The sequence below is a fragment of the Rhizobium sp. 05N49 genome (genome assembly GCF_056396805.1).
Map to the genome: position 1 here is coordinate 1 of NZ_JBFTME010000030.1, position 20037 is coordinate 20037.

Consider the following 20037-nt stretch of genomic DNA (forward strand, 5'->3'; position numbering starts at 1 on the left):
CCCGAGGCTTGTTCGGCAGCAGGCAGTGGCGAGATGATTGACCACTCATGGTCCGTGAGTTCGTAGCGGCGGCGCGTCATCGTAGCTCCTATTCGGAAGCCTTGAATCACGCCGCGCGAAAAACGCCAAGACAATTTATGGGTTTACGGCCTAGTCTCCGCCTCCGTCGACCGGGGCAATTACGACACAGCCCACGATATTCTCGACGACGAAGGTTCCATCGACATGGATGAGCGAGCCGATCTCCGGCGCGAAGAAGGCTGGACGGCCGGACGCGACCGATCGGCGGTCGCGACGAAGGATGGCGTATTTCAGGCGGACGCCGCTGCCGGTGCTGCGACGGGCGTCGGTCGGTATGCTCGCAGTACCGAGGCGACGTCGCCTCGCGTCCGCGCCTATGAGCTGACGGAGGAACTGCCCGACGACGTCGTCGAAGACGTACTTCCGACAGGTCATCAGCGCGATGTTTCTGAAGGCGGCCGACCTGCAGGCGACAGGAGGCCTCAGGACCAGTCGATCGACGACCTTCGGCAGGGTCAGATTCTGCCTGGAAACCGCTGAGGGTCGGCTCTCCAAGGAAACGTTCACTGGTTCGGAAAATGGTTCCATGGCGACGCAAGCGCAAACGCGCTTCTCCTCAATGGCGGGGCGGCGTCTCGAACCGATAGGACCAGCCTGCCGTCGGGAGTCAAAATCGCGACGATCTCAGGGATCTTCCGTTACAAACGGCCCGGTTTCGTTCAGGAACTTTGTAAACCGGGTATCGTTTTCCTTGCTTCATCGAAACAACAGGAGATGTTCCATGCCACAAGGTGACAAATCCGCTTATACCGACAAGCAGAAACGCAAGGCCGAACACATCGAGGAAAGCTACGAAGATCGCGGCGTCTCGGAAAAGGAAGCCGAGCGCCGTGCATGGGCTACCGTCAACAAGGAAAGCGGCGGTGGCAAAAGGTCCGGTTCCGGTCGCGGGCATAAGGAAAACCACGCTTCCTCCGAAAAGGGCGGACGCAAGGGTGGGGCGGCCGCCGCGTCACGCACGAAGGAGGAGCGGTCTGCATCAGCCAAAAAAGCTGCGGCAACCCGCAAACGCAACGAACACCACGCTCATCACTGATAGGACCCGGCGCCGTTCAAAAGGGGCGCCGTTCTCTTTGGTGGAGGAACAGTCGTGCCAAAAAAGAAATCCAAGCAGAAATGGTCCCAGGATGTGACCGACAACAGTGACGCAATGGACCTGAAGCAAGGCGTGTTCAAGCAGCGCAGCGCCAAGAAGATTGCGGATTCCCTGAAAAAATCGTCCGAACAGAGCGACCGCCGCAAGGCAAGTCCTTTCCAGTCCGCCATGTCGATGCTCAGTTTTTACATCAATCGCGCCGGCAAGCATCTGTCGAAATCAAGATTGGCCACGCTCGATCGGGCCAAGGATGAATTGCGCAAGGATTTCGGCAGGGAGCCGAAAGGCTAGAACGACGCTTGGGGTGCTCAGCGTCGCCATCCCAGACAACCAATAAGACATCGTCGTGTCCGTATTTTGAGAGGAACCTCATCATGCAAGCTGTCCGTATTCATCGTTTCGGCGGACCGGAAGTGATGGCGATCGAGGAAATCGACCGGCCGGCACCTGCCGCGAACGAAGTGCTCATCAAAGTCTTCGCCGCAAGCGTCAATCCGGTCGATGCCAAGATGCGGGAAGGCAGGTATCCGGTGGTGACCGAAAGAGATCTCCCCTATGTGCTTGGGCGGGACGTCAGCGGTCGTATCGAAGCCAAAGGCGAAGACGTTTCCAGTTTCCAGCTTGACGATGAGGTCTTTGCATTCCTGTCGCCAGAACACGGAGGATACGAGGAGTTCGTCCTCGCACGGGTAGACGAGGTCGCCGCCACGCCGCGTTCACTGGGCACGATCGCTGCAGCTGCCGTACCGCTCGCTGGTATCACCGCCTGGCAAGGACTCTTCGATCATGGCGGTCTCCAGCCCGGCCAGCGCGTCCTTGTTCATGGCGGTGCCGGCGGTGTCGGTCATTTCGCCATTCAGTTCGCCAAGGCGAAAGGTGCCTGGGTCGCAACCACAGTGTCCTCGGATGATACGGAATTCGTACGCGATCTCGGAGCGGACCAGGTCATCGACTATAAAGCCGAAAAGTTCGAAAATCGCGCTGAGCCCGTGGATCTTGTTTTCGATCTTATCGGCGGCGAGACGCAGGAGCGCAGCTTCAGCGTCGTCAAGCCTGGTGGAGCGTTGATTTCAACGCTTCAGGAACCGGACAAACGGAAGGCCAAAAGACTGAATATCCGCGTTAGTCGCTATACGGCCCAGCCAAGCGGCGCCCAACTGCAGGAAATCGCCGCCCTGATCGACCAAGGCAAGGTGAAGGTCGTTGTCGACGCCACCTTCGGACTTCGCCAAGTGGCGGAGGCGCAGGCCGCGCTCAAGGAGAAGCATATCCGCGGAAAAGTGGTTCTGAAGGTCGTCGAGCAGCCGCAGAGAGCCCCGATCGACGAAGAGGCACGCAGGCTGCGGGCCTATCAGATCTGGGAGAATGAAGGACGCCCGGAGGGCCAGGACCTTGCGCACTGGTATAAAGCAGGGGAGGCCGACGCATCGGCAACGGCGGAACGCGCTGACTATCAGCGGTATGTTCCGGGCGCAGCGCTCGCGGGATCGTTGGTCATTAAATTCTACCATTCCGGCGACCAGGTCCGGGGATATGTACGCAAGATCGCAGACGCCGGAACCGACGACACGATCTTCCCGGGCGAGGAGATGGAGCCCGAGGCAGCCTTCAAACTGGCCGACTCCCACAATGACGACCACAAGCCCATTTTCGTCGAGCTTGTAGAGGGCATCGAGTGGCATGCAGCCTGGGGCCGTTTGGGATAAGCGATAACAAATCGGAGATCTAAATGAAGAGCAAGGAACTTGCCGAGAGCGACCCATGGCGGGAGCGCAATTTTGTAGTCGTGCTCGATAATGGTGAAGAGGCGTTCGCGGCCATTACCCGGTTTGCCGAAAAACATGAGATCGGCGGGGCATCCCTGACCGCGATTGGCGCCTTCCGGAGCGCCATGCTAGGCTTTTTCGACTTCGCAACGAAAAGCTACCGGGAAATACCTGTTGATGACCAGACTGAGGTGCTCAGCGCGATCGGCGATATTGCAATCGGCGACGATGGAAAGCCCAGTCTCCACATGCATGTCGTTCTCGGCTTTCCGGACGGATCCACAAAAGGCGGGCACTTCTTGAAAGGCATTGTTCATCCGACCCTTGAGATCATCATCAGGGAAAGCGCTGAGGGATTTCGCCGTAAGAAACAGCAGGACCTCGGGATCGCGTTGATCGACCTCTGATCTTGCGAGAGACTACACGCGCGTTTCAGACAACGACGCGGTGGGCAAGGCGAATTTCTTCTAGGTAACCGCCTCTCCGGTGCTGTGCATGCATATTGACTTCGTCGTGAACGGCAGGGCGGAGACTCATCGCTCCCACCGTAGAATCGTCGATTTGCGCACCAAATCGTAGAACCAGAGGTTGAGCTTGTATAGTTTTTATCGACCACTGCTTGTGACGTCGTTCCAGAGCCTTGTGCTCCTTTCGGATTTCTTCTCAAAACCTCGATCTCATCCCGCAAGGTATCGCGGCAACCACAACGATTGCTTTCGAAAGGAATCGTTATGTACACTGGGTTCGCAAGCAGGTCTCGGGCATGTCGATCCAGCTCAGCAACCAAATCCGTGGTGTGATGAAGACGTTTGGCCTCATCGTGCCAAGGAGCAAAGGCCAGGTATTTGAGGGGCACGTTCGAGAACTGCTCGCCGGAAACGACAATCTGGCCAAGGTGAATTACCTCTGGTCGATGCATCGCGCGACACCCGCAAGCATGTTGTCAACTTGGACCGGGAGTTGCTGGCAGCGGCGCGCAACAGCAAGGCAGCCAAATTACTGATGACGATCCCGGGTATCGGCGCCATCACCTCGCTGTCGTTCTCATCCGCGATTGAAGATCCGGACAACTTCAAGCGATCTCGCTCTGTCGGCGCCTGGCTCGGATTGACCACGAGACGATATCAATCCRGAGAAATCGATTACGACGGCCACATCTCCCGTCGTGGAGATAGCCACTTGCGAAGCCTTCTCTACGAAGCGTCGATGGTGATGCTCACGCGGACCAAGTCCCGAAATGACAGTGGCCTCAAGGATTGGGGGCTCAGGCTTCGAGAGTGTCTCGGTATCAAGCGTGCCGCCGTTGCAGTGGCGCGTAAGTTGGCCGTCATCATGCACAGGATGCTGAAGATGGAAGAGCCATTCAACCGGTTGGTTGTCGTTCCCGTATAATCCGAGGCCCTAAAAGTCAGAAATTCTGCGCGTCACGATCGTCGCGTGAGAGGTCCCTGCCGCGGACGTGGGTCTGGTCATTCCGTTTAGATTGGATGCAGTTCCTAAAACTGCGTGCTGAGCACAGGAGGGCCATCCTGCGAAGACCATGATGCGGCGGCTCCTGCCGACCGCGGAAACAACCGCGCTCCCGGTCGGTGATTATCCTCACACAAAATCTGGACGAACGGGCTTGACCTGTGCGATGCGATCAAACGACCATTGGCTTTATGGCTGTTGCTTTCCTGTCACATGAGTTTCATTTTCGTCATCGAGCGGCGAGCGAACCCTCCACGGCTGCCTTGATGTCAAGCGGTTTCGACGTAGATTGCCGGTACCGATTACATCGGGTTTTATCAGCGGGGTGTTTCTTCCAAGACATGCGCCCGGACTTAGGAGATCAGTTTTCCATGAATATTCGTATGATGTTGCTCGGTTCCGCAGCTGCCCTCGTGGCTGCACCGGCATTCGCAGCAGACGCAATCGTCGCTGCCGAGCCGGAACCGGTTGAGTACGTTCGCGTCTGCGACGCTTACGGCACCGGCTACTTCTACATCCCGGGCACGGAAACCTGCCTGAAGATCGAAGGCTACATTCGTTTCCAAGTTAACGTCGGCCCGAACGCCGGCGGCGACAGCTCCACCAACGACTCGAGCTGGGATGCTGTAACCCGTGGTCAGGTTCAGTTCACGGCCAAGAGCGACACCGAATACGGTCCGCTCACCGGGGTTATCGTTCTCCAGGCCAATGCCGACAACGCAACGGACCAGGACACGATCCTCGACTCCGCCTACCTCGACGTTGCTGGCTTCCGCGCTGGTCTCTTCTACTCCTGGTGGGACGATGGTCTCTCCGGCGAGACGGACGATATCGGTTCTCCGGTTACCCTTCATAACTCGATCCGTTATCAGTACGAAACCGGCTCCTTCTACGCTGGTCTGAGCGTCGACGAACTGGAAGATGGTGTTTTTCAGGTCGGTGAAGACCCGAACAATGTCGGCGTTGCCTTCGGCATCGGCGGCACGGCTGGCGCCTTCAGCTACCAGATCACCGGCGGCTGGGACTTCGACAATGAAGACGGCGCAATCCGCGCTATGGGTACGGCTGAAATTGGTCCGGGCACGCTCGGCCTCGCTGCTGTCTACTCCAGCGGCCCGAACTCCTATTACGCGAATGCTGAATGGGCAGTTGCTGCCGAATATGCCATCAAGGCAACCGACAAGCTGAAGATCACTCCTGGTGTTCAATACTATGGCAACTATTTGGGCTCCATTGGCTCAGATGCTGTGGTTCCGGACGACTTCGACGGTCTCGGCGATGCCTGGAAGGTCGGCCTGACGGTTGACTACCAGATCGTTGACAACTTCTACGCCAAGGCTTCTGTCCAGTACCTGGATCCGGAAGATGGCGACGACGTCACGACGGGCTACTTCCGCCTGCAGCGTTCGTTCTAATCTGAACATTGAAAACCCCGGGATCGCATCCTGGGGTTTTTCATCACAGGCTTCTGCTTTGGTGACCTCCAATTCAGAAGAAGGAGGTCGGTTCGGTTCCCTGCCGGATCGGCCTCACCCATCGATACAGAATTCCACTCCTGTAGATGGCAATGGCTCGCCCTCATTCGAGGGCGAGCTTTCTTTGTGGCCATGCTGATGATCGAGTGATCGGTCGTCAGAAAATGTCAATGAGTTCAGTCTGTAGCCGCGCGGAAGAAACCGGCAAGGCTGGTCGCGAAGTCAGATCACCTCAGGCACGTAAGGAAATTTCCTCGAAGGTTTCGATGTGACGGATTGCTTGCCGATTCCACTTCCGATCGGGGTATTTGTCGCGATGGAAAACATCATATCAGCGATGTTGTCCGTCAGCGAGCGGCCATTCTATGACGTGCCCCCAATAAATTAGGCCATTTGGAACTGAAATTTTCCACTTATGCTCCCTGATGGGAAGAAGAGGAGAATTCGATGAAGGCCTCGAAGTTTTCGGAAGCGCAGATCGCGTTTGTGTTGAAGCAGGCAGAGGATGGGACGCCGAGCGGTGAGGTCTGCCGCAAGGCAGGAATTTCGGACGCGACCTTTCACAACTGGCGCAAAAAATAGCCGGCCTGATGCCCTCGGAGATGAAGCGTCTTCGCCAGCTCGAAGAGGAAAATGCCAAGCTGAAGCGGATCGTCGCCGACCTATCGCTGGACAAGGCCATGCTGCAGGACGTACTGTCAAAAAATGTATGGTCCGCCTCGTCCGTGCAAGGATTTTAGGTTCTGACGATTGCAGTTTGCGTAAATGTATCCGGCCTCTCGCGAGTGGGCTGCTGTTGCAGCCAAGCCCTAATGAGATTCGCACATTCTGTTTCCAAATAGCTTCTTCGGGCACGAAGCCCGCTTTTAGTCAGGATTTACAGAATGCCGATCAACTGTTTCGTCATCACCCTCGAACCTCGCAATCTGTCTGACCTCAATGGCCAAAAAGGCGATCGGGCTAAGCTGCCACCTGGCCCATGTATGTAGCGCCTGGCTTGGTCAACTCCAGCAAACGACGGGCCGCAGTGACGATGCGTTCATCGATCAGAACGGCTGCGGTAGGATTGCCTGCCTCGTTATATGTGAAGATGGCGTCGCGATCGGACAGCGAAAATGCAGACCAAGTCAGTTTCACGATTTGACTGCACTAGCTTTGAGACGGGCGGCTGCTCGACGTTCGGCGAAATGCGCCTCAACCTCGTCGTCCGACAGATCCGGTCGAGTGTCGTTCAACGCTTCGAGAACCTTGGCCCGAAACCAGGTGTCGTGTGCTTCACTGCCCGAAAGAAGTTCAAGTGGCAGTGCTCCCTCGTTGGCAGTCCGGGTGAGCAGGATACGAACCGCATCGGATACTGTAGGACCCATGCTTTCAAGCACCGCCGAAGCTCGGTCACGAACTTCGGCATCTATACGGGTTTGAACGAGTGCGTTTGCAGCCATGGCTATCTCCAACATCAATGGCGTGGTAATGCAATTGAATGACAGCCCCTAGAAAAAGTTTCAAAGCGACATTGTCAGCATACGGCTCTGTAGGCTCTTGAGATCCAATTCAGTGTCTCAATTTCTCTCTCGGTAATGGGGTAGGATTTTCGGACACCTGACAGGGACAGGATCATGAGAGCCTCCCGATGCGGCTTAGTAAGGAAGGAAGTAGCGGGTACAGCGGAGGCGTTGAAAACGAATCTGGCTGCTTTACGTAGGCGCGGTACCGTCGGCAGTCTGTTGAGCACCCGCATCGAGATCAGCCCTGCCGCTTCGGTTTAAAGAACCTATCGGCTTCCTCCATCGCACTCCGCGCGGAGCCGTACAGCATGCCAACTGCGTTGCGCATCTCTGCAAACGCCTGCACGGTTCGTGGTGAAATATAGTCGCCTTTGGCTTCAACGTTTAGCCGCAAAGCTCTCTCGCAATCGGCGGCAATCTTGTCCAACTCCGGGGAAACCTTGTAGAGCCGCTCCAAGATGGCGTCGATATCGCGCTTGGCGCGTTCGGACATTCGTTCCGACATCAAAACCTCACCAGTGTGGCACGGCCATTAGGGCAACGTTCCCTGCGCGTCTTTGTCAGTCACTATCAATTTGGCGTTCACCGGCCATATCATAGCGTATTTTGAATGATCGATAACCGTAAGAATGGGCATTTGTAGGCCCAAAGCCCTGGCTGCGGGAGCAGTTTCTGTGATCGTTGTTCTGAGGGGTCGGCACCTCACGCCAACTTGAAAGCCCCGACCATAAGGACTTTCCTGAACGCCTGTTGAAGCAACTACTTGAGGAAACCAGCGATAAAACGCGGAGGCGTGGAGCGCGGCCCTCAACCACGGTCAAAACTCTTCCTCGGGTGAATATCAGCTCCGCGACCTCTATTACCGCTTGCCATCATGTCGCGCCCACCGGGAAAGATGACGGTACTCGCGATGGCGGGCGATGGCTTGCCGGCTCACCGCGTGCATGACCAGTTTCTTATGCAACTAGTTCGGAGACCATCATGGCAGCCCCCTATTTGATAAGTTACGACCTTCGGAAGGTTCGAAACTATAATCAGCTTCTAAATACCTTGCGCGATTGGGGTTGCATCTCACCGCTTGAATCCGTCTGGGTCGGACATATGAATGGTGCCGCAACGACCATTCGAGATCTGCTTGCGCAACAACGTGGTGTAGCTGGATTTTTCATAGCCATCGGTGATTTCCGGTAGGGTCGGGTTGCTTATGACCAACCTGAGGGACACCACCGATGACCGACGACATGATGAACCTGCGCTCAGACAAGCAGAAGGCCTGACTCGCAAGGGCGTCGCTGCGTATAGGCCAGGCTCGTGACCTCATAATAAAATAAAGGGAACCTAAATGTCGAAGCATAACAACTCCAGGCGCTTTACTGCCCGCGATCGCCACGACTTCGGCGCCAACGGCCAACGCGCGGACGGCAATCCCTCGGCCAAGGAGTTGATCGCCCATGCCGTCGCCGCACGCACCGACACCGTCTTTCCAGCTGAGGGAACCCGCGTAGCTTACGAACACGCAAAGAAGCCGCGGCATGGGTTCACAAAGCGTGGAAACGCCGCGGCCGGTAAAAAGACTCTGGCTGGGGATCTACCTACAATGAGGGAACTTGAGCAGGCGCGGACCGATCACAGCCGGAAGATTGCCAGCCGAGAAGCGGAGAGACGTGCCGAGGAGCCTGACGAGAAGGCTGCGGAGTGAAAAAGACGGAAAACCCGTCAACCGGCCCGAGTGCGCAGGCTCAGCGTTCCAATCGGACCCACGCCTGAATTAGATCCTGATGGAAGCAATGGTTTCGTAGATCCTCTGTCAACCTGGCCAGCCTTTCGCGGGCTAGCCCGGCGGGCTCACCGCGGGTCAGCACTCCGTCGATCAGGCTCTGCTGAGAGCAAATCATCTGCCGGTCGATAATCACTTGCCGGCGCGCGAGTTCCAAGTCATTCCGGGAATAGGTCATGAGAGACTATATCATACAAGGGGACGAAAGTAGATTCTAATTCGGGGCCGGTACTATCGCGGCCGCCAGGTTAGTTGTCATCGCTGAATGAGCCGGGAAGAGCCCGCGCCTCGCGCCTTTGCCCCAGCAACTCCGCACGAAAGCTCAAATTGTCCCCCGCGCTGCGTTCGTTGCGTTTGCCTTGGGCAAGCGGAATATAGGCGCCTGTTTTACGTCTCGACAGACGGCGAGACGGGCGCTGCCGATCAAGGGGTGGCTCCCTTCGGCCCAATCAAAGGAGGACAAGATGTAATGACCGCAGCTTGGGGCTACTCCCGTCGACATGCGTTTCACGGACCGTCGACAAGCTAGCTGCGAAAGGGGCCGGCGTTGTTCCATGTTGTACGGTGCCGGACAGGTTAGATGCGCCCAAGGGAAGGAACTAGATCCGTTGCCGGTCGAGCTTCTGCCAGCCGCTGTGGGCGAGACGACGTTAGGCTCTGGCCGAGCGGTGCATGGCGGAAGCGCTCGTCAGCAACAAGGGAGTGACCACCGAGTATTTGCGTATCCGTCCACTTACTTACGGTCGACGAACTCCACTAGCATTGCCGATGAAAGATTTCGACGTCGATCGAGCGCAGGTCGCCCACATCAAGCGCTCATTTTGGCTGCCGTTCATCGTTGTTCTTTGACGTACGGACGTCCTCGATGATGACTGGGCTAACAGGGCGGCTCTTTGAAGTTCCGGCAAGGGCACGGCTCTGACGCCTTGAAGCATGGCGGACTACCGGACGTGGCTGCTCGTTTCGATCGCACGGACAATGGCTATCCGCGGGTTTCTCAATGCGAACGATGGTGCTGAACCTGGCGGGGATCCCGCCCTGAGCCGTAACCGGTCACGAAGGCAAAGGGCACGTTGCTTTCCACCAGCCTAAGGCGATTTCAGCCGTCTCGATCGCTGCCAGGACCCGGCTCATGTCCGGCGCCGGCCCAATCACATCGTGCCGAGATCGGGCAATACGCTTTCCGACGAAACGGTCTGCCATAACGGAATAGTGCGGCCTCGGCGGCCCCGTCCCCCCCACTTGAGCCGGCGTGCGTCTGGCCGTGCGGACCTGACTACGCAAGCCTCGTCCTCGCACGATGCAGGCTATGTCAAGAGATCCGGACCAAACGCCTGGATTATAGGCGAAGCGATTTTTACAGGCATATTATAGATGAGGATTCTGCTGGGATTGTTTCCCGGTCGTAACCGGCCGCGAAAACAAACGAGATCTTGCGCTTCGACAGCACTGCGGCAACCCGGAAGTCCGCACCTTCGCCGAGATTGATATCCAGAGGCACCTCCGATGGTGTTTCTTCGGCCAGGAAATCAAGGCCGCCTCGACAATGGCCGTGGATGACACGATCAACTTCCTGGAGGGGCGACAGTCCGAGTCTGCCAGCGACGGCAGGGTGACCGCAGGACCCGGTGACATCGTCTAGTTGCTCAAGGGTCAATCCGTCGCGATAAGGAGCGAGGGAGAAGGCGACAACGGCTTTCGTAACGTATTCGCATTGGGCCGAAGCTCACAACAAATGGGACGGCAGAAGATTACGCCGCGTATAGGTTCAGCTTATCGCTCTTCCCCTCGATTGGAGTTGAATTTCTGGCTCGCTGTCTCTTCGCTCTGTCACGGCAGAACTTTCTTCACCTTCGGATTGTCCAGCAAAGCAGTAACCAGTCCTGGAAAATGCCCCGCACCTTTTTGTCCCTTGTAATCCAAGATTTCAGCACGACTTAAGGTGTTAGTGACGGCTCGTCTCTAGGGCGCTGTCATCAAGGGTGCAAAACCTTGCCCCAACAAAGGAGGATGTAATGTCTTCCAATCCAGCAGCACCGCATGTCGAATCCGCCGGCTTCAAGCTGGTCAGGGAAGTCTTAAGGTCCGCCGGCCTCCGGGGATCTCAGTCGGACGCGAGTTCCGACATGAAACGTGACGCTTCGCTCTTCCTCTCAGCCGCGTTCCGCAACGGTGTGAGGACCGAATCGGCTCTCCTGCATTCTCTCGCCAACCGCAAACAGTCGTCGACACGAGTAAGCCTTGATCCCCAATCGAAGGATAGCGCTGTTGATCGGTGGCAAGATGAGGGTGGGCGCTGATGGGAATCTCCTTCCCAAACCAAGCTCGTAGTTTTGACGATAGAAATCGCTGTGTCCGTTTCACCGGATACGACGGGATGTTCGAGATCAAATTCTATGTGGCGACCGAAGTCTTGGCCTGCGAGAAATCGCATCGAAACGCCAGCGAGGCAGATTACCTGACGGCGTTCGATGCGTTGCGGCCGCGGATTCTGAAAGCTGCGACCTCTGCTTATTCGAAGGTTCGATCCAGCACAATCACGCTGGATCTCGCGCATTTTCGTTGAGCATACCGTGATCCTGAAAGGATACGATCGTGCATCATCATAGCCAAATCTGCTCAAACCAGGGGCAGCGATGACCGTGCTTGTGAGCGAATTTGCGAAAAGGTTTCGTCTCGGTCAGGTTGAGGAGAAACGATTGCGGAAGGTCCTTGCAGCTTCTCAGGATGGCCCAACCTCATCCACCAGGCATCTTCGACCTACAGATTGACGAGGAGCCTGTTGATGTCACATGGCAGGCTTATCATACGACGATGACTCTGCTCCTAAGCTCCAACTGGCGCACCGAGGCTTGGCCTGTGTCGCGGGAGGAATTTGAAAGGACACTGGCGCCGTCTATTGCCCCCTTGAGCGATCTCGCCTTCCGACCCGACGTACCGACAACGCAGGAGCGACAGTAAAAGACAATCCGATCTCAGGTCACCCCGATCTTAGCGGCAAGATCAAGGAGACCACTATGACACTCGACCGTGCCAGTGTGAGAACAACGCTCAAGCCATGGGGTCGTCTTGATCTCGGGCCATGGGCATCGGAAAACCATCAGGATAGCCCCGTCGGCGAAATCTCGTTTGCCTATGACGAAGCGGGGGAGCGGGATCGTCTGCTCCTCCTGAAGCTTCTCTTCACACGGGAAACTCTGTCGATACAGGTTCATCCAGATGATGCCGCCGCCAAGTCGATGGGGATGGAAAGCGGCAAGAGCGAAGCCTGGTATGTGTTGGCAGCGGAAGACGGGGCGCAGGTCGCCGTGGGCCTCAAGCGACCATTGACACAGCTCGAATTCAGGAAGGCCGCGATCGACGGATCAATCGAGGGCCTTCTCGACTGGCAGGAGGCCGCGGCCGGTGACGTGTTTTATGTTCCGGCTGGCACGGTGCATGCCATCGGTGCTGGTCTGGTCATTGCTGAAATCCAGCAGCGCAACGACACGACGTTTCGCATCTGGGATCATGGACGCTCGCGAGAACTTCACATCGAACAAGCCACAGCCGTGGCACGGCTGGAACCAGCGAGCAGCAGAAAGCTGCCACGCCATATCACCGTCGAGCGCTCCGAGCTCATGTCCTGCCCATTCTTCACCCTCGAACGGTTGGACCTCCCTGCGGACACCGTTTGGGAATTGATCGCGAGCCGAGAGAGCTGGGCGCTGGTCGTCGCGGGAGACGGAACGATAGGAACTTTGACGGCCACAATCGGCGAAGGGTTTTTCGCAGAAGCTGATCGTGCCGACATCCGTGTCGGGCCTGAGGGAATTGTCTTGCTCATTGCCACCGCAGCGAGTGCGCCCGCGATCGGGCTCCTGAAGCAGCTCCCGGCCAAAGACCGAGCGCAACCCCGTCCCGCGGGAGTGAACAGTGGTAGTGAGGAGCGAAGCGTCACTCCATTCCGCTCGCCAGGAGCTTCGCTATGAACCAGCTCAAAAATGTAGCTTTAATCGGCAATTCTCTGCCGCGCCGCTGTGGTATCGCCACTTTTACCACCGACCTGCAACAGGCCGTTTCGAAATCTTCCGCCCGCGTTGGCACGGCTGTTTTTGCCATGACGGACCATGGTCATGTCTACGATTACCCGCCGGAGGTCCGCCTCTCGATAGCCGACGACAATCGCGATGATTATGCTCGCGCTGCAGATGTCCTGAACGCCGGCAATTTCGACGTCGCCTGCTTGCAGCACGAATTCGGAATTTTTGGCGGAGAGGACGGAGATCATATCCTTGCGCTGCTGTCGCGGTTGAAGATGCCGATCGTCACCACGCTGCACACGGTTCTCGCGGAGCCAAGTCCCGGCCAGCGCCGCGTCCTGAACGAAATCATCGACCTGTCTGCCAAAGTAGTGGTCATGGCGGAAAAGGGCAGGACTTTGTTGTCGGAGGTCTATCGCGTAGCGGCCGAAAAGATAGAGGTCGTTCCTCACGGAATTCCCGACATGCCGTTTTTGGAACCGGCAGTCTCGAAAGCTGGCCTCGGGTTCGACGGACGCTCGGTGATCCTGACTTTCGGCCTTCTCTCGCCAAACAAAGGCATCGAGGTCATGATTGATGCCATGCCCTTGATCTTGAAAAGTCGGCCCGATGCTGTCTACGTGATCCTCGGAGCAACTCATCCCAATCTCGTACGCGACGAAGGTGAGACCTATCGCGAGAGCCTGGTGACGCGGGTGAACGACCTGGGCATCGAGGACAGCGTGGTGTTTCTCGATCGCTTCGTCGACAAGGCAACGCTGCTGGAGTTTATTTCCATGTCCGATGTCTATGCCACGCCTTATCTCAACGAAGCCCAGATGACATCGGGCACCCTGGCTTACAGCTTCGGTCTCGGGAAGGCCGTCGTCTCCACACCTTACTGGCATGCTCAAGAGCTGCTGGCAGACGGCCGTGGTGTGCTCGTTCCCTTCGGGGACCCGACGGCCATCGGGCGCGAGATCGCGTCGCTTCTCACCGATGACACAAGACGCGACGCGATGCGCCGGCGGGCATACCAAACCAGCCGACCGATGACATGGCAAAAGACCGCGGAGTGCTATCTCGCATTATTCTTACAGGTGGCAATTCAAAATCCCGCACGCCAGCCCGCAGCATCAACGAATGTCGTGATGCAAAAGGCCCCGCCCCTCCCCGAGCCACAGCTCGGCTACTTCATGTCGATGTGCGACGATACAGGACTATTCCAGCATGCCGTCTATTCGGTGCCTGATCGCGCGCACGGCTACTGTGTCGACGACAATGCCCGCGCGCTTCTCTTGTCGGTTGCTCTCGGCGAGCCCGGCGAACGGCTTCTTCCGGAGGCGCTCCCCTCGCGCTTCGCTTCCTTCGTGCAGCACGCCTGGAACCCCGACGAGAAACATTTTAGAAACTTTATGGGCTTCGACCGACGCTGGCTGGAAGACAAGGGATCACAGGACAGCCACGGCCGAACGCTCTGGGCTCTCGGGGAATGCGCCCGTGGCGACACTAGCCCCTCCCGGCGCGCGTGGGCTGCGGCCCTGTTCGCGCAGGCATTGCCGACCGTTGAAGGTTTCGGCTCGCCACGTGCCTGGGCCTCTGCGCTCTTGGGACTGGACGGCTATTGCGCGGCCTTCCCTCGAGACGTGCTCACCCATCAGATCCGTTCGACACTGGCCGACAGGCTGATGGATATTTTCCATCGTGTCGAGAGACCGGGCTGGATCTGGTTCGAGGAGAACCTCTCCTACGACAATGCCCGACTGTGTCAGGCCCTGATCGCCACGGGATTGAGTGCTGAACGATCCGATTACGTGGTAGCAGGGCTCAAATCCTTGCGATGGCTGATGACGATACAGACGAACCCTGAAGGACTATTCAGGCCTATCGGCACGGATAGCTTTACGGATCGGACGGGAGAGGTGAAGCTCTTCGATCAACAGCCTCTGGAAGCGACGGCGACGATCGCTGCATGTCATGCCGCATGGCGGGTCAGCCACGACATCACATGGAAAGAAGAGGCTGCAAAGGCTTTCGCCTGGTTCCTCGGCAGCAACGATCTCTCATTGCCGGTCGTGGATCTCGAAACAGGCAGTTGCCGCGACGGTCTGCATCCGACCCGTCCCAATGAGAATAGAGGCGGCGAATCCGTAGTCTGCTATCTCCTCGGCCTTGTGGAATTTCGCAAGCTTTCGCGCGCCAGTGGTCGTCCGTCGACATTGGTCCCGCTTCGTGCGCTGACGGCGTGAATCACGGCCTCAAATCAGAGCGAGATCATTGTGTCGCAGATAGCATTTCTCAACCGCCAAGCACTTTTCCTACGACCGGATCCCACACGCGTCGTGGTGCGGCCCTTCAAGCCGGCCACGGAACCGCGAGATCTCAAACCGACCGACAAGACGCGTGCCAATCATATCGTGGATCGTGTGCTCGGCCTAGACGTCGAGGTCGCGAAGCAGCAACTTGCAGAGGTCCTCGAAAACTTCGAGGGCCGACACCGCAATCTGCTGGCGACGTTCGAAAAGCGCGCTTATGAAATGGAAGAGGCGTTCGCACCCCATATTACTTTCACCAAGGAGCAACGCCAACTCGTCGGTGCCTACTTCATGCACGAATATTCCTTCGAGGCATCCGCTCTTTTCAACCCGAGCATTGTCGCCCATGCGGATCAATCAGGGGTCCCCAGCGGCAGCAAGCGCTTTGTCTTGAGCCTGCGTGCGGTCGGCGAAGGACATGTTTCGTCTCTCACCTTTCGATCGGGAATTGTCGACCAGAATGGCACCGTGGACATTGAACCCACGGCGCGACTTGCGTCCATTCCCGTTGTTGAAAATCCCCTATCCATTTCTCCCGACGAGCCTTTGGAACTGACGTTTTTCTCCGAGCACCCAATCAGTGAGCGGGTGATTTTTCCGATTACCGCCGCGCAGTCGAACGGCATCGAAGATGCTCGCTTCGTTGAGTTCGAAGAGGCTGGGCACAAAACCTATTACGCCACCTACACGGCCTATAATGGCAGAGACATTCGCTCTGAACTCCTCGAGACCAGAGATTTTCTGTCGTTCCGGATGACTCCTCTCATGGGGACAGCTGCCAAGAACAAGGGGATGGCTTTATTCCCGCGGAAAATCGACGGCCAGTTTGCAATGATCGGTCGTCAGGACAACGAAAACCTTTATCTCATCCGTTCCGATGACCTCCACGTCTGGAATGGCGGCAAGATCATTCTTGGGCCGAAATTTCCGTGGGAATTCGTGCAAATGGGCAATTGCGGATCGCCGATCGAACTGGACGAGGGTTGGTTGCTTCTGACCCATGGGGTAGGTCCCGTGCGAAAATACGCCATCGGCGCAGCCCTTCTCGACAAGAGCGATCCGTCCAAGGTGCTCGCCCGCTCGAAAGAGCCGCTCGTTCACCCGGAGCCTTCGGAACGCGAGGGATATGTTCCGAACGTCGTGTACACGTGCGGCGCGATGCGCCACAACGATCAGATCGTACTACCTTACGCCATCTGTGACACGTTCTCGAACTTCTCGACGATCAAGATCGCCGACCTACTGGACACGCTGACCGGCTGACTCTCTGCATTGGGTTATCATCGTTTGGTGCCGACACGGGAGCCAGGCAACATCAAACGGCCGCAATGCCGCGGTACATGACAGCTGCACTGCGATGCCGCCCCAAGGGGCGATACCATTGGCGAGTTTGCCAGAGGTAGTCGCCGTCAATCAATCCCGAAATCACGACCTTTATGGAGCAAGCCTCAAGACGGCTTGAATTGTTCTTTTGAAATCTCCACGCCGAAATTCTACTCCGTCTGCCAGCAGCCGTGCTCGAGCCACCGCGGATACAGCAGTAGTTTCGAGCTCGCAGAACCTAATGAGACGATATGAACAATATATGGTTTCAGCCCGAGAAGCCGCCCAAGCCGGTGACCGGGTCGAGGCGGAGAACCTTTATCAGCACGCTGAACACTTCTATCGCACGGCAGCCCTGGAGAAAGCCGGCACGCAACGATGATCGCGGAAACAAAGTCATCCATGGATCGAGGCTCGGACGAAAAAGCCTGGCTAACCCTCGAAGACGTCGTGACCGAAGCGGGCTTCGAGCACATTTCATTACCGAACGCGGACGAGGCTATCCGTGCTTTGGAAAAAGACTCGGCTCGCTTTTGTGCCCTGATAACCGACGTAAGGATGTCAGGAGAAACGGACGGTTGGGATTTGGCGCGACGGGCGCGGGAATTGAAACCGATCATGCCAGTGATCTATATGACCGGGGACAGCGCCAAGGGATGGGCAGCTCAAGGCGTTCCGAGTAGCGTTCTGCTCCAGAAGCCTTTCGTCCATGCGCAGCTCGTGACGACATTAACCACTCTGCTGAACGATGCTGCCAAGAGCGGGATTGGCCAATAGCGCGTCAGCATGAAAGACGGGGATCGCTCGGGCGCTCAATCTTTTTGCTTGGCCTCCTCGGCGGCGCTGTGCCAACGGCTGCGGTCTGCCTGCCGTCCCGGCCTTTGCCCGGCCGGCGGTCTCCTCACCGCCATTCGCAATCTATCGTCGGGTGGCCACTCGACCGCGTCGTCCTGCTATCGCTGTCGCCGCTTCCTGCAAGCGGTCGTTCATTGCGATCCGTTCATTGAAAGCAGGCGGCCTTCCTCGTCGCGTTTTTAGTACGGATAAATACCTCGTGTTCAGTCGTGGCGGGCGTTTAATTCCTCTCGGCTGGCCGTCACATAAGAATTCTCTAGCACCCTTATCATTAGACTGCTAACGTACACTATCGGGAGCGGCCATTGGGTTTCGCTCCCGTCAAAGGATCCCAAAAATGCTAACTACTGTTTTTCGGCCGTTGCACGACCGGGTTGTCGTGCGTCGTATCGAGGCCGAAGGTAAGACCAAGGGTGGGATTATCATTCCGGACACCGCCAAAGAAAAGCCAGCTGAAGGCGAAATCACTGGCGTTGGCTCTGGTACCCGCGACGAAAGTGGCAACCTTAACCCGCCTGACGTGAAAGTCGGCGACCGCATCTTGTTCGGCAAGTGGTCCGGCACCGAGATCAAGTTCAACGGCGAGGACCTGTTGATCATGAAGGGAAGCCGACGTCATGGGCGTGATCGCATGACTTCCGAGCGCATTGTTTTCTCGTTTTCATGAAGTCCATAGGGCGAGGAGCCCGGGAGTTTTTCAATGTCTGCCAAACAAATCATATTCGGCCGTGATGCACGCGAAAAGCTGCTGCGTGGCGTCGATATTCTCGCTGACGCGGTCAAGGTGACGCTGGGGCCCAAGGGCCGCAACGTGGTGATCGACAAGTCCTACGGCGCGCCGCGCATTACCAAGGACGGCGTCACTGTCGCCAAGGAAATTGAACTCGACGACAAACTGGAGAACATGGGCGCCCAGATGGTGCGCGAAGTGGCATCAAAAACCAACGATGTTGCCGGCGACGGCACGACCACTGCAACTGTTCTTGCTCAAGCTATCGTTCGCGAAGGCGGCAAGGCCGTTGCTGCCGGCATGAACCCGATGGATCTGAAGCGCGGCATCGACCTTGCCGTCGCAGCCGTCGTCAAGGACCTGCTGGCCAAGGCCAAGAAGATCAATACGTCGGAGGAAATCGCCCAGGTTGGTACTATTTCGGCCAATGGCGAAAAGGAAATCGGTCAATATATCGCCGACGCGATGCAGAAGGTCGGCAATGAGGGTGTGATCACCGTCGAGGAAGCCAAAACCGCTGAAACCGAACTCGAGGTCGTCGAAGGCATGCAGTTCGACCGCGGCTACCTGTCACCCTATTTCGTCACTAATGCCGAAAAGATGGTCGCTGAGCTGGAAGATGCCTACGTGTTGCTGCACGAGAAGAAGCTTTCCAATCTTCAAGTTATGCTGCCGATCCTTGAAGCTGTCGTCCAGACCGGCAAACCCTTGCTGATCATTTCCGAAGATGTCGAAGGCGAAGCGCTTGCGACGCTTGTCGTCAACAAGCTGCGTGGCGGCCTGAAGATCGCTGCCGTCAAGGCGCCCGGTTTCGGTGACCGCCGCAAGGCGATGCTCGAAGATCTCGCCATCCTGACCGGCGGCACGGTCATTTCCGAAGACCTCGGCATCAAGCTGGAAACCGTCACGCTTGACATGCTTGGCCGCGCCAAGAAGGTCTCGATCACCAAGGAAGCGACCACAGTTGTCGATGGTGCGGGCACTAAGGCCGATATCGAAGGCCGCGTTGCCCAGATCAAAGCGCAGATCGAGGAAACAACGTCTGATTACGACAAGGAAAAGCTGCAGGAGCGACTTTCCAAGCTTTCCGGCGGTGTCGCCGTGATCCGCGTCGGCGGTTCGACGGAAGTCGAGGTCAAGGAAAAGAAGGACCGCATCGACGACGCGCTGAACGCAACCCGCGCCGCTGTCGAAGAAGGCATCGTTCCCGGCGGTGGGACGGCACTGCTGCGTGCCTCGATCGTCCTCGATATCAGGAGCGAGAACGACGACCAGAATGCCGGCATCACCATCATTCGCAAGGCCCTGCAGTCGCTGGTACGCCAGATTGCCGAAAATGCAGGTGACGAAGGCTCGATCGTGGTCGGCCGTATCCTCGAAAGTAACACCGACAATTTCGGTTACAACGCCCAGACGTCTGAGTACGGCGACATGATCGCCATGGGTATCGTTGATCCGGTCAAGGTTGTTCGGACAGCCCTGCAGAATGCGGCTTCCGTTGCCGGCCTTCTCGTGACGACAGAAGCAATGATTGCGGACCTTCCTAGAAAGGACGGTGCAGGCGTCGGCGTGCCTGATACAGGCGGAAGGATGTAACGCTTATTCTGAAATTTGGATCAGTGACCCCATCTATGAGGAGAGAG

18 protein-coding genes and 3 pseudogenes are annotated in these 20037 nt (G+C 57.2%); 18 read left to right on the forward strand and 3 right to left on the reverse strand.

From position 1 onward, the window contains the following. Positions 1-150 precede the first annotated feature (150 nt). Positions 151-456: a hypothetical protein gene (locus AC1DF8_RS33200; protein WP_478156949.1), complete on the reverse strand. Its 306-nt coding sequence runs from the start codon at positions 454-456 to the stop codon at positions 151-153. A 346-nt stretch (positions 457-802) separates the two neighbouring features. Here AC1DF8_RS33200 and AC1DF8_RS33205 point away from each other — a divergent pair, with 346 nt between their 5' ends. The 7 genes and pseudogenes from AC1DF8_RS33205 to AC1DF8_RS33235 all read left to right on the forward strand — a co-directional run. Beyond that, positions 803-1117, forward strand: coding sequence for a plasmid stabilization protein (locus AC1DF8_RS33205; RefSeq protein WP_113207587.1), 315 nt, complete (start codon positions 803-805; stop codon positions 1115-1117). A 54-nt stretch (positions 1118-1171) separates the two neighbouring features. After that, positions 1172-1468, forward strand: coding sequence for a DUF3175 domain-containing protein (locus tag AC1DF8_RS33210; RefSeq protein WP_113207588.1), 297 nt, complete (start codon positions 1172-1174; stop codon positions 1466-1468). A gap of 83 nt (positions 1469-1551) precedes the next feature. Continuing rightward, positions 1552-2883 (forward strand): zinc-binding dehydrogenase, encoded by a 1332-nt coding sequence (locus AC1DF8_RS33215; RefSeq protein WP_478156950.1) that lies wholly within the window; start codon positions 1552-1554, stop codon positions 2881-2883. Positions 2884-2906: 23 nt separating this feature from the next. Beyond that, on the forward strand, positions 2907-3350 hold the full coding sequence (locus AC1DF8_RS33220) for a PPC domain-containing DNA-binding protein (protein WP_478156952.1): 444 nt from the start codon (positions 2907-2909) through the stop codon (positions 3348-3350). A gap of 365 nt (positions 3351-3715) precedes the next feature. After that, positions 3716-4335, forward strand: a pseudogene (locus AC1DF8_RS33225) (transposase); the annotation flags it as partial. Positions 4336-4784: 449 nt separating this feature from the next. Next, positions 4785-5828: a porin gene (locus AC1DF8_RS33230; protein ID WP_478156954.1), complete on the forward strand. Its 1044-nt coding sequence runs from the start codon at positions 4785-4787 to the stop codon at positions 5826-5828. A gap of 507 nt (positions 5829-6335) precedes the next feature. Further along, positions 6336-6592 (forward strand): annotated as a pseudogene (locus tag AC1DF8_RS33235) (transposase); the annotation flags it as partial. Between the two features lie 429 nt (positions 6593-7021). Here the strand turns inward: AC1DF8_RS33235 and AC1DF8_RS33240 are convergent. Together AC1DF8_RS33240 and AC1DF8_RS33245 are read right to left on the reverse strand one after the other, a co-directional pair. After that, positions 7022-7330: a type II toxin-antitoxin system RelB/DinJ family antitoxin gene (locus AC1DF8_RS33240; RefSeq protein WP_478156956.1), complete on the reverse strand. Its 309-nt coding sequence runs from the start codon at positions 7328-7330 to the stop codon at positions 7022-7024. A gap of 301 nt (positions 7331-7631) precedes the next feature. Then, positions 7632-7898 (reverse strand): hypothetical protein, encoded by a 267-nt coding sequence (locus AC1DF8_RS33245; RefSeq protein WP_018116031.1) that lies wholly within the window; start codon positions 7896-7898, stop codon positions 7632-7634. Between the two features lie 476 nt (positions 7899-8374). Here AC1DF8_RS33245 and AC1DF8_RS33250 point away from each other — a divergent pair, with 476 nt between their 5' ends. The 11 genes and pseudogenes from AC1DF8_RS33250 to groL all read left to right on the forward strand — a co-directional run bounded on the left by AC1DF8_RS33250 (position 8375) and on the right by groL (position 19990). Further along, positions 8375-8584, forward strand: a complete 210-nt coding sequence (locus AC1DF8_RS33250; protein ID WP_478156958.1) for a hypothetical protein — start codon at positions 8375-8377, stop codon at positions 8582-8584. A gap of 151 nt (positions 8585-8735) precedes the next feature. Next, positions 8736-9092 (forward strand): hypothetical protein, encoded by a 357-nt coding sequence (locus AC1DF8_RS33255; RefSeq protein ID WP_478156960.1) that lies wholly within the window; start codon positions 8736-8738, stop codon positions 9090-9092. Between the two features lie 750 nt (positions 9093-9842). After that, positions 9843-10019, forward strand: a complete 177-nt coding sequence (locus AC1DF8_RS33260) for a hypothetical protein (RefSeq protein WP_162709986.1) — start codon at positions 9843-9845, stop codon at positions 10017-10019. Between the two features lie 1450 nt (positions 10020-11469). Beyond that, positions 11470-11736 carry a DUF1488 family protein gene (locus AC1DF8_RS33265; protein WP_029616594.1) on the forward strand — a complete coding sequence of 89 codons (267 nt, stop codon included), beginning with the start codon at positions 11470-11472 and terminating at the stop codon, positions 11734-11736. A gap of 451 nt (positions 11737-12187) precedes the next feature. Then, positions 12188-13141, forward strand: coding sequence for a class I mannose-6-phosphate isomerase (locus tag AC1DF8_RS33270; protein WP_478156962.1), 954 nt, complete (start codon positions 12188-12190; stop codon positions 13139-13141). Then, a complete protein-coding gene (locus tag AC1DF8_RS33275) occupies positions 13138-15420 on the forward strand; it encodes a glycosyltransferase family 4 protein (protein ID WP_478156964.1) in 2283 nt (760 codons plus the stop codon). Before AC1DF8_RS33270 ends, AC1DF8_RS33275 begins: the two co-directional genes overlap by 4 nt. Before the next feature lie 30 nt (positions 15421-15450). Next, positions 15451-16749: a glycoside hydrolase family 130 protein gene (locus AC1DF8_RS33280; protein ID WP_029616593.1), complete on the forward strand. Its 1299-nt coding sequence runs from the start codon at positions 15451-15453 to the stop codon at positions 16747-16749. A 301-nt stretch (positions 16750-17050) separates the two neighbouring features. Then, on the forward strand, positions 17051-17191 hold the full coding sequence (locus AC1DF8_RS33285) for a DUF4167 domain-containing protein (RefSeq protein WP_478156967.1): 141 nt from the start codon (positions 17051-17053) through the stop codon (positions 17189-17191). Continuing rightward, positions 17188-17586 (forward strand): response regulator, encoded by a 399-nt coding sequence (locus tag AC1DF8_RS33290; RefSeq protein ID WP_478156969.1) that lies wholly within the window; start codon positions 17188-17190, stop codon positions 17584-17586. The genes AC1DF8_RS33285 and AC1DF8_RS33290 overlap by 4 nt, the downstream gene beginning before the upstream one ends. 415 nt (positions 17587-18001) lie before the next feature. Then, positions 18002-18299 (forward strand): annotated as a pseudogene (locus AC1DF8_RS33295) (co-chaperone GroES). Positions 18300-18364: 65 nt separating this feature from the next. Beyond that, positions 18365-19990 carry a chaperonin GroEL gene (gene groL / locus AC1DF8_RS33300; protein ID WP_018116019.1) on the forward strand — a complete coding sequence of 542 codons (1626 nt, stop codon included), beginning with the start codon at positions 18365-18367 and terminating at the stop codon, positions 19988-19990. Positions 19991-20037: the final 47 nt, after the last annotated feature.

Bases quoted from the DNA above. Each gene is read 5' to 3' on its own strand.
- AC1DF8_RS33200 (WP_478156949.1), bottom strand. From the start codon at position 456: ATGACCTGTCGGAAGTACGTCTTCGACGACGTCGTCGGGCAGTTCCTC.
- AC1DF8_RS33205 (WP_113207587.1), top strand. From the start codon at position 803: ATGCCACAAGGTGACAAATCCGCTTATACCGACAAGCAGAAACGCAAG.
- AC1DF8_RS33215 (WP_478156950.1), top strand. From the start codon at position 1,552: ATGCAAGCTGTCCGTATTCATCGTTTCGGCGGACCGGAAGTGATGGCG.
- AC1DF8_RS33220 (WP_478156952.1), top strand. From the start codon at position 2,907: ATGAAGAGCAAGGAACTTGCCGAGAGCGACCCATGGCGGGAGCGCAAT.
- AC1DF8_RS33230 (WP_478156954.1), top strand. From the start codon at position 4,785: ATGAATATTCGTATGATGTTGCTCGGTTCCGCAGCTGCCCTCGTGGCT.
- AC1DF8_RS33240 (WP_478156956.1), bottom strand. From the start codon at position 7,330: ATGGCTGCAAACGCACTCGTTCAAACCCGTATAGATGCCGAAGTTCGT.
- AC1DF8_RS33245 (WP_018116031.1), bottom strand. From the start codon at position 7,898: ATGTCGGAACGAATGTCCGAACGCGCCAAGCGCGATATCGACGCCATC.
- AC1DF8_RS33250 (WP_478156958.1), top strand. From the start codon at position 8,375: ATGGCAGCCCCCTATTTGATAAGTTACGACCTTCGGAAGGTTCGAAAC.
- AC1DF8_RS33255 (WP_478156960.1), top strand. From the start codon at position 8,736: ATGTCGAAGCATAACAACTCCAGGCGCTTTACTGCCCGCGATCGCCAC.
- AC1DF8_RS33260 (WP_162709986.1), top strand. From the start codon at position 9,843: ATGGCGGAAGCGCTCGTCAGCAACAAGGGAGTGACCACCGAGTATTTG.
- AC1DF8_RS33265 (WP_029616594.1), top strand. From the start codon at position 11,470: ATGGGAATCTCCTTCCCAAACCAAGCTCGTAGTTTTGACGATAGAAAT.
- AC1DF8_RS33270 (WP_478156962.1), top strand. From the start codon at position 12,188: ATGACACTCGACCGTGCCAGTGTGAGAACAACGCTCAAGCCATGGGGT.
- AC1DF8_RS33275 (WP_478156964.1), top strand. From the start codon at position 13,138: ATGAACCAGCTCAAAAATGTAGCTTTAATCGGCAATTCTCTGCCGCGC.
- AC1DF8_RS33285 (WP_478156967.1), top strand. From the start codon at position 17,051: ATGAGACGATATGAACAATATATGGTTTCAGCCCGAGAAGCCGCCCAA.
- AC1DF8_RS33290 (WP_478156969.1), top strand. From the start codon at position 17,188: ATGATCGCGGAAACAAAGTCATCCATGGATCGAGGCTCGGACGAAAAA.
- groL (WP_018116019.1), top strand. From the start codon at position 18,365: ATGTCTGCCAAACAAATCATATTCGGCCGTGATGCACGCGAAAAGCTG.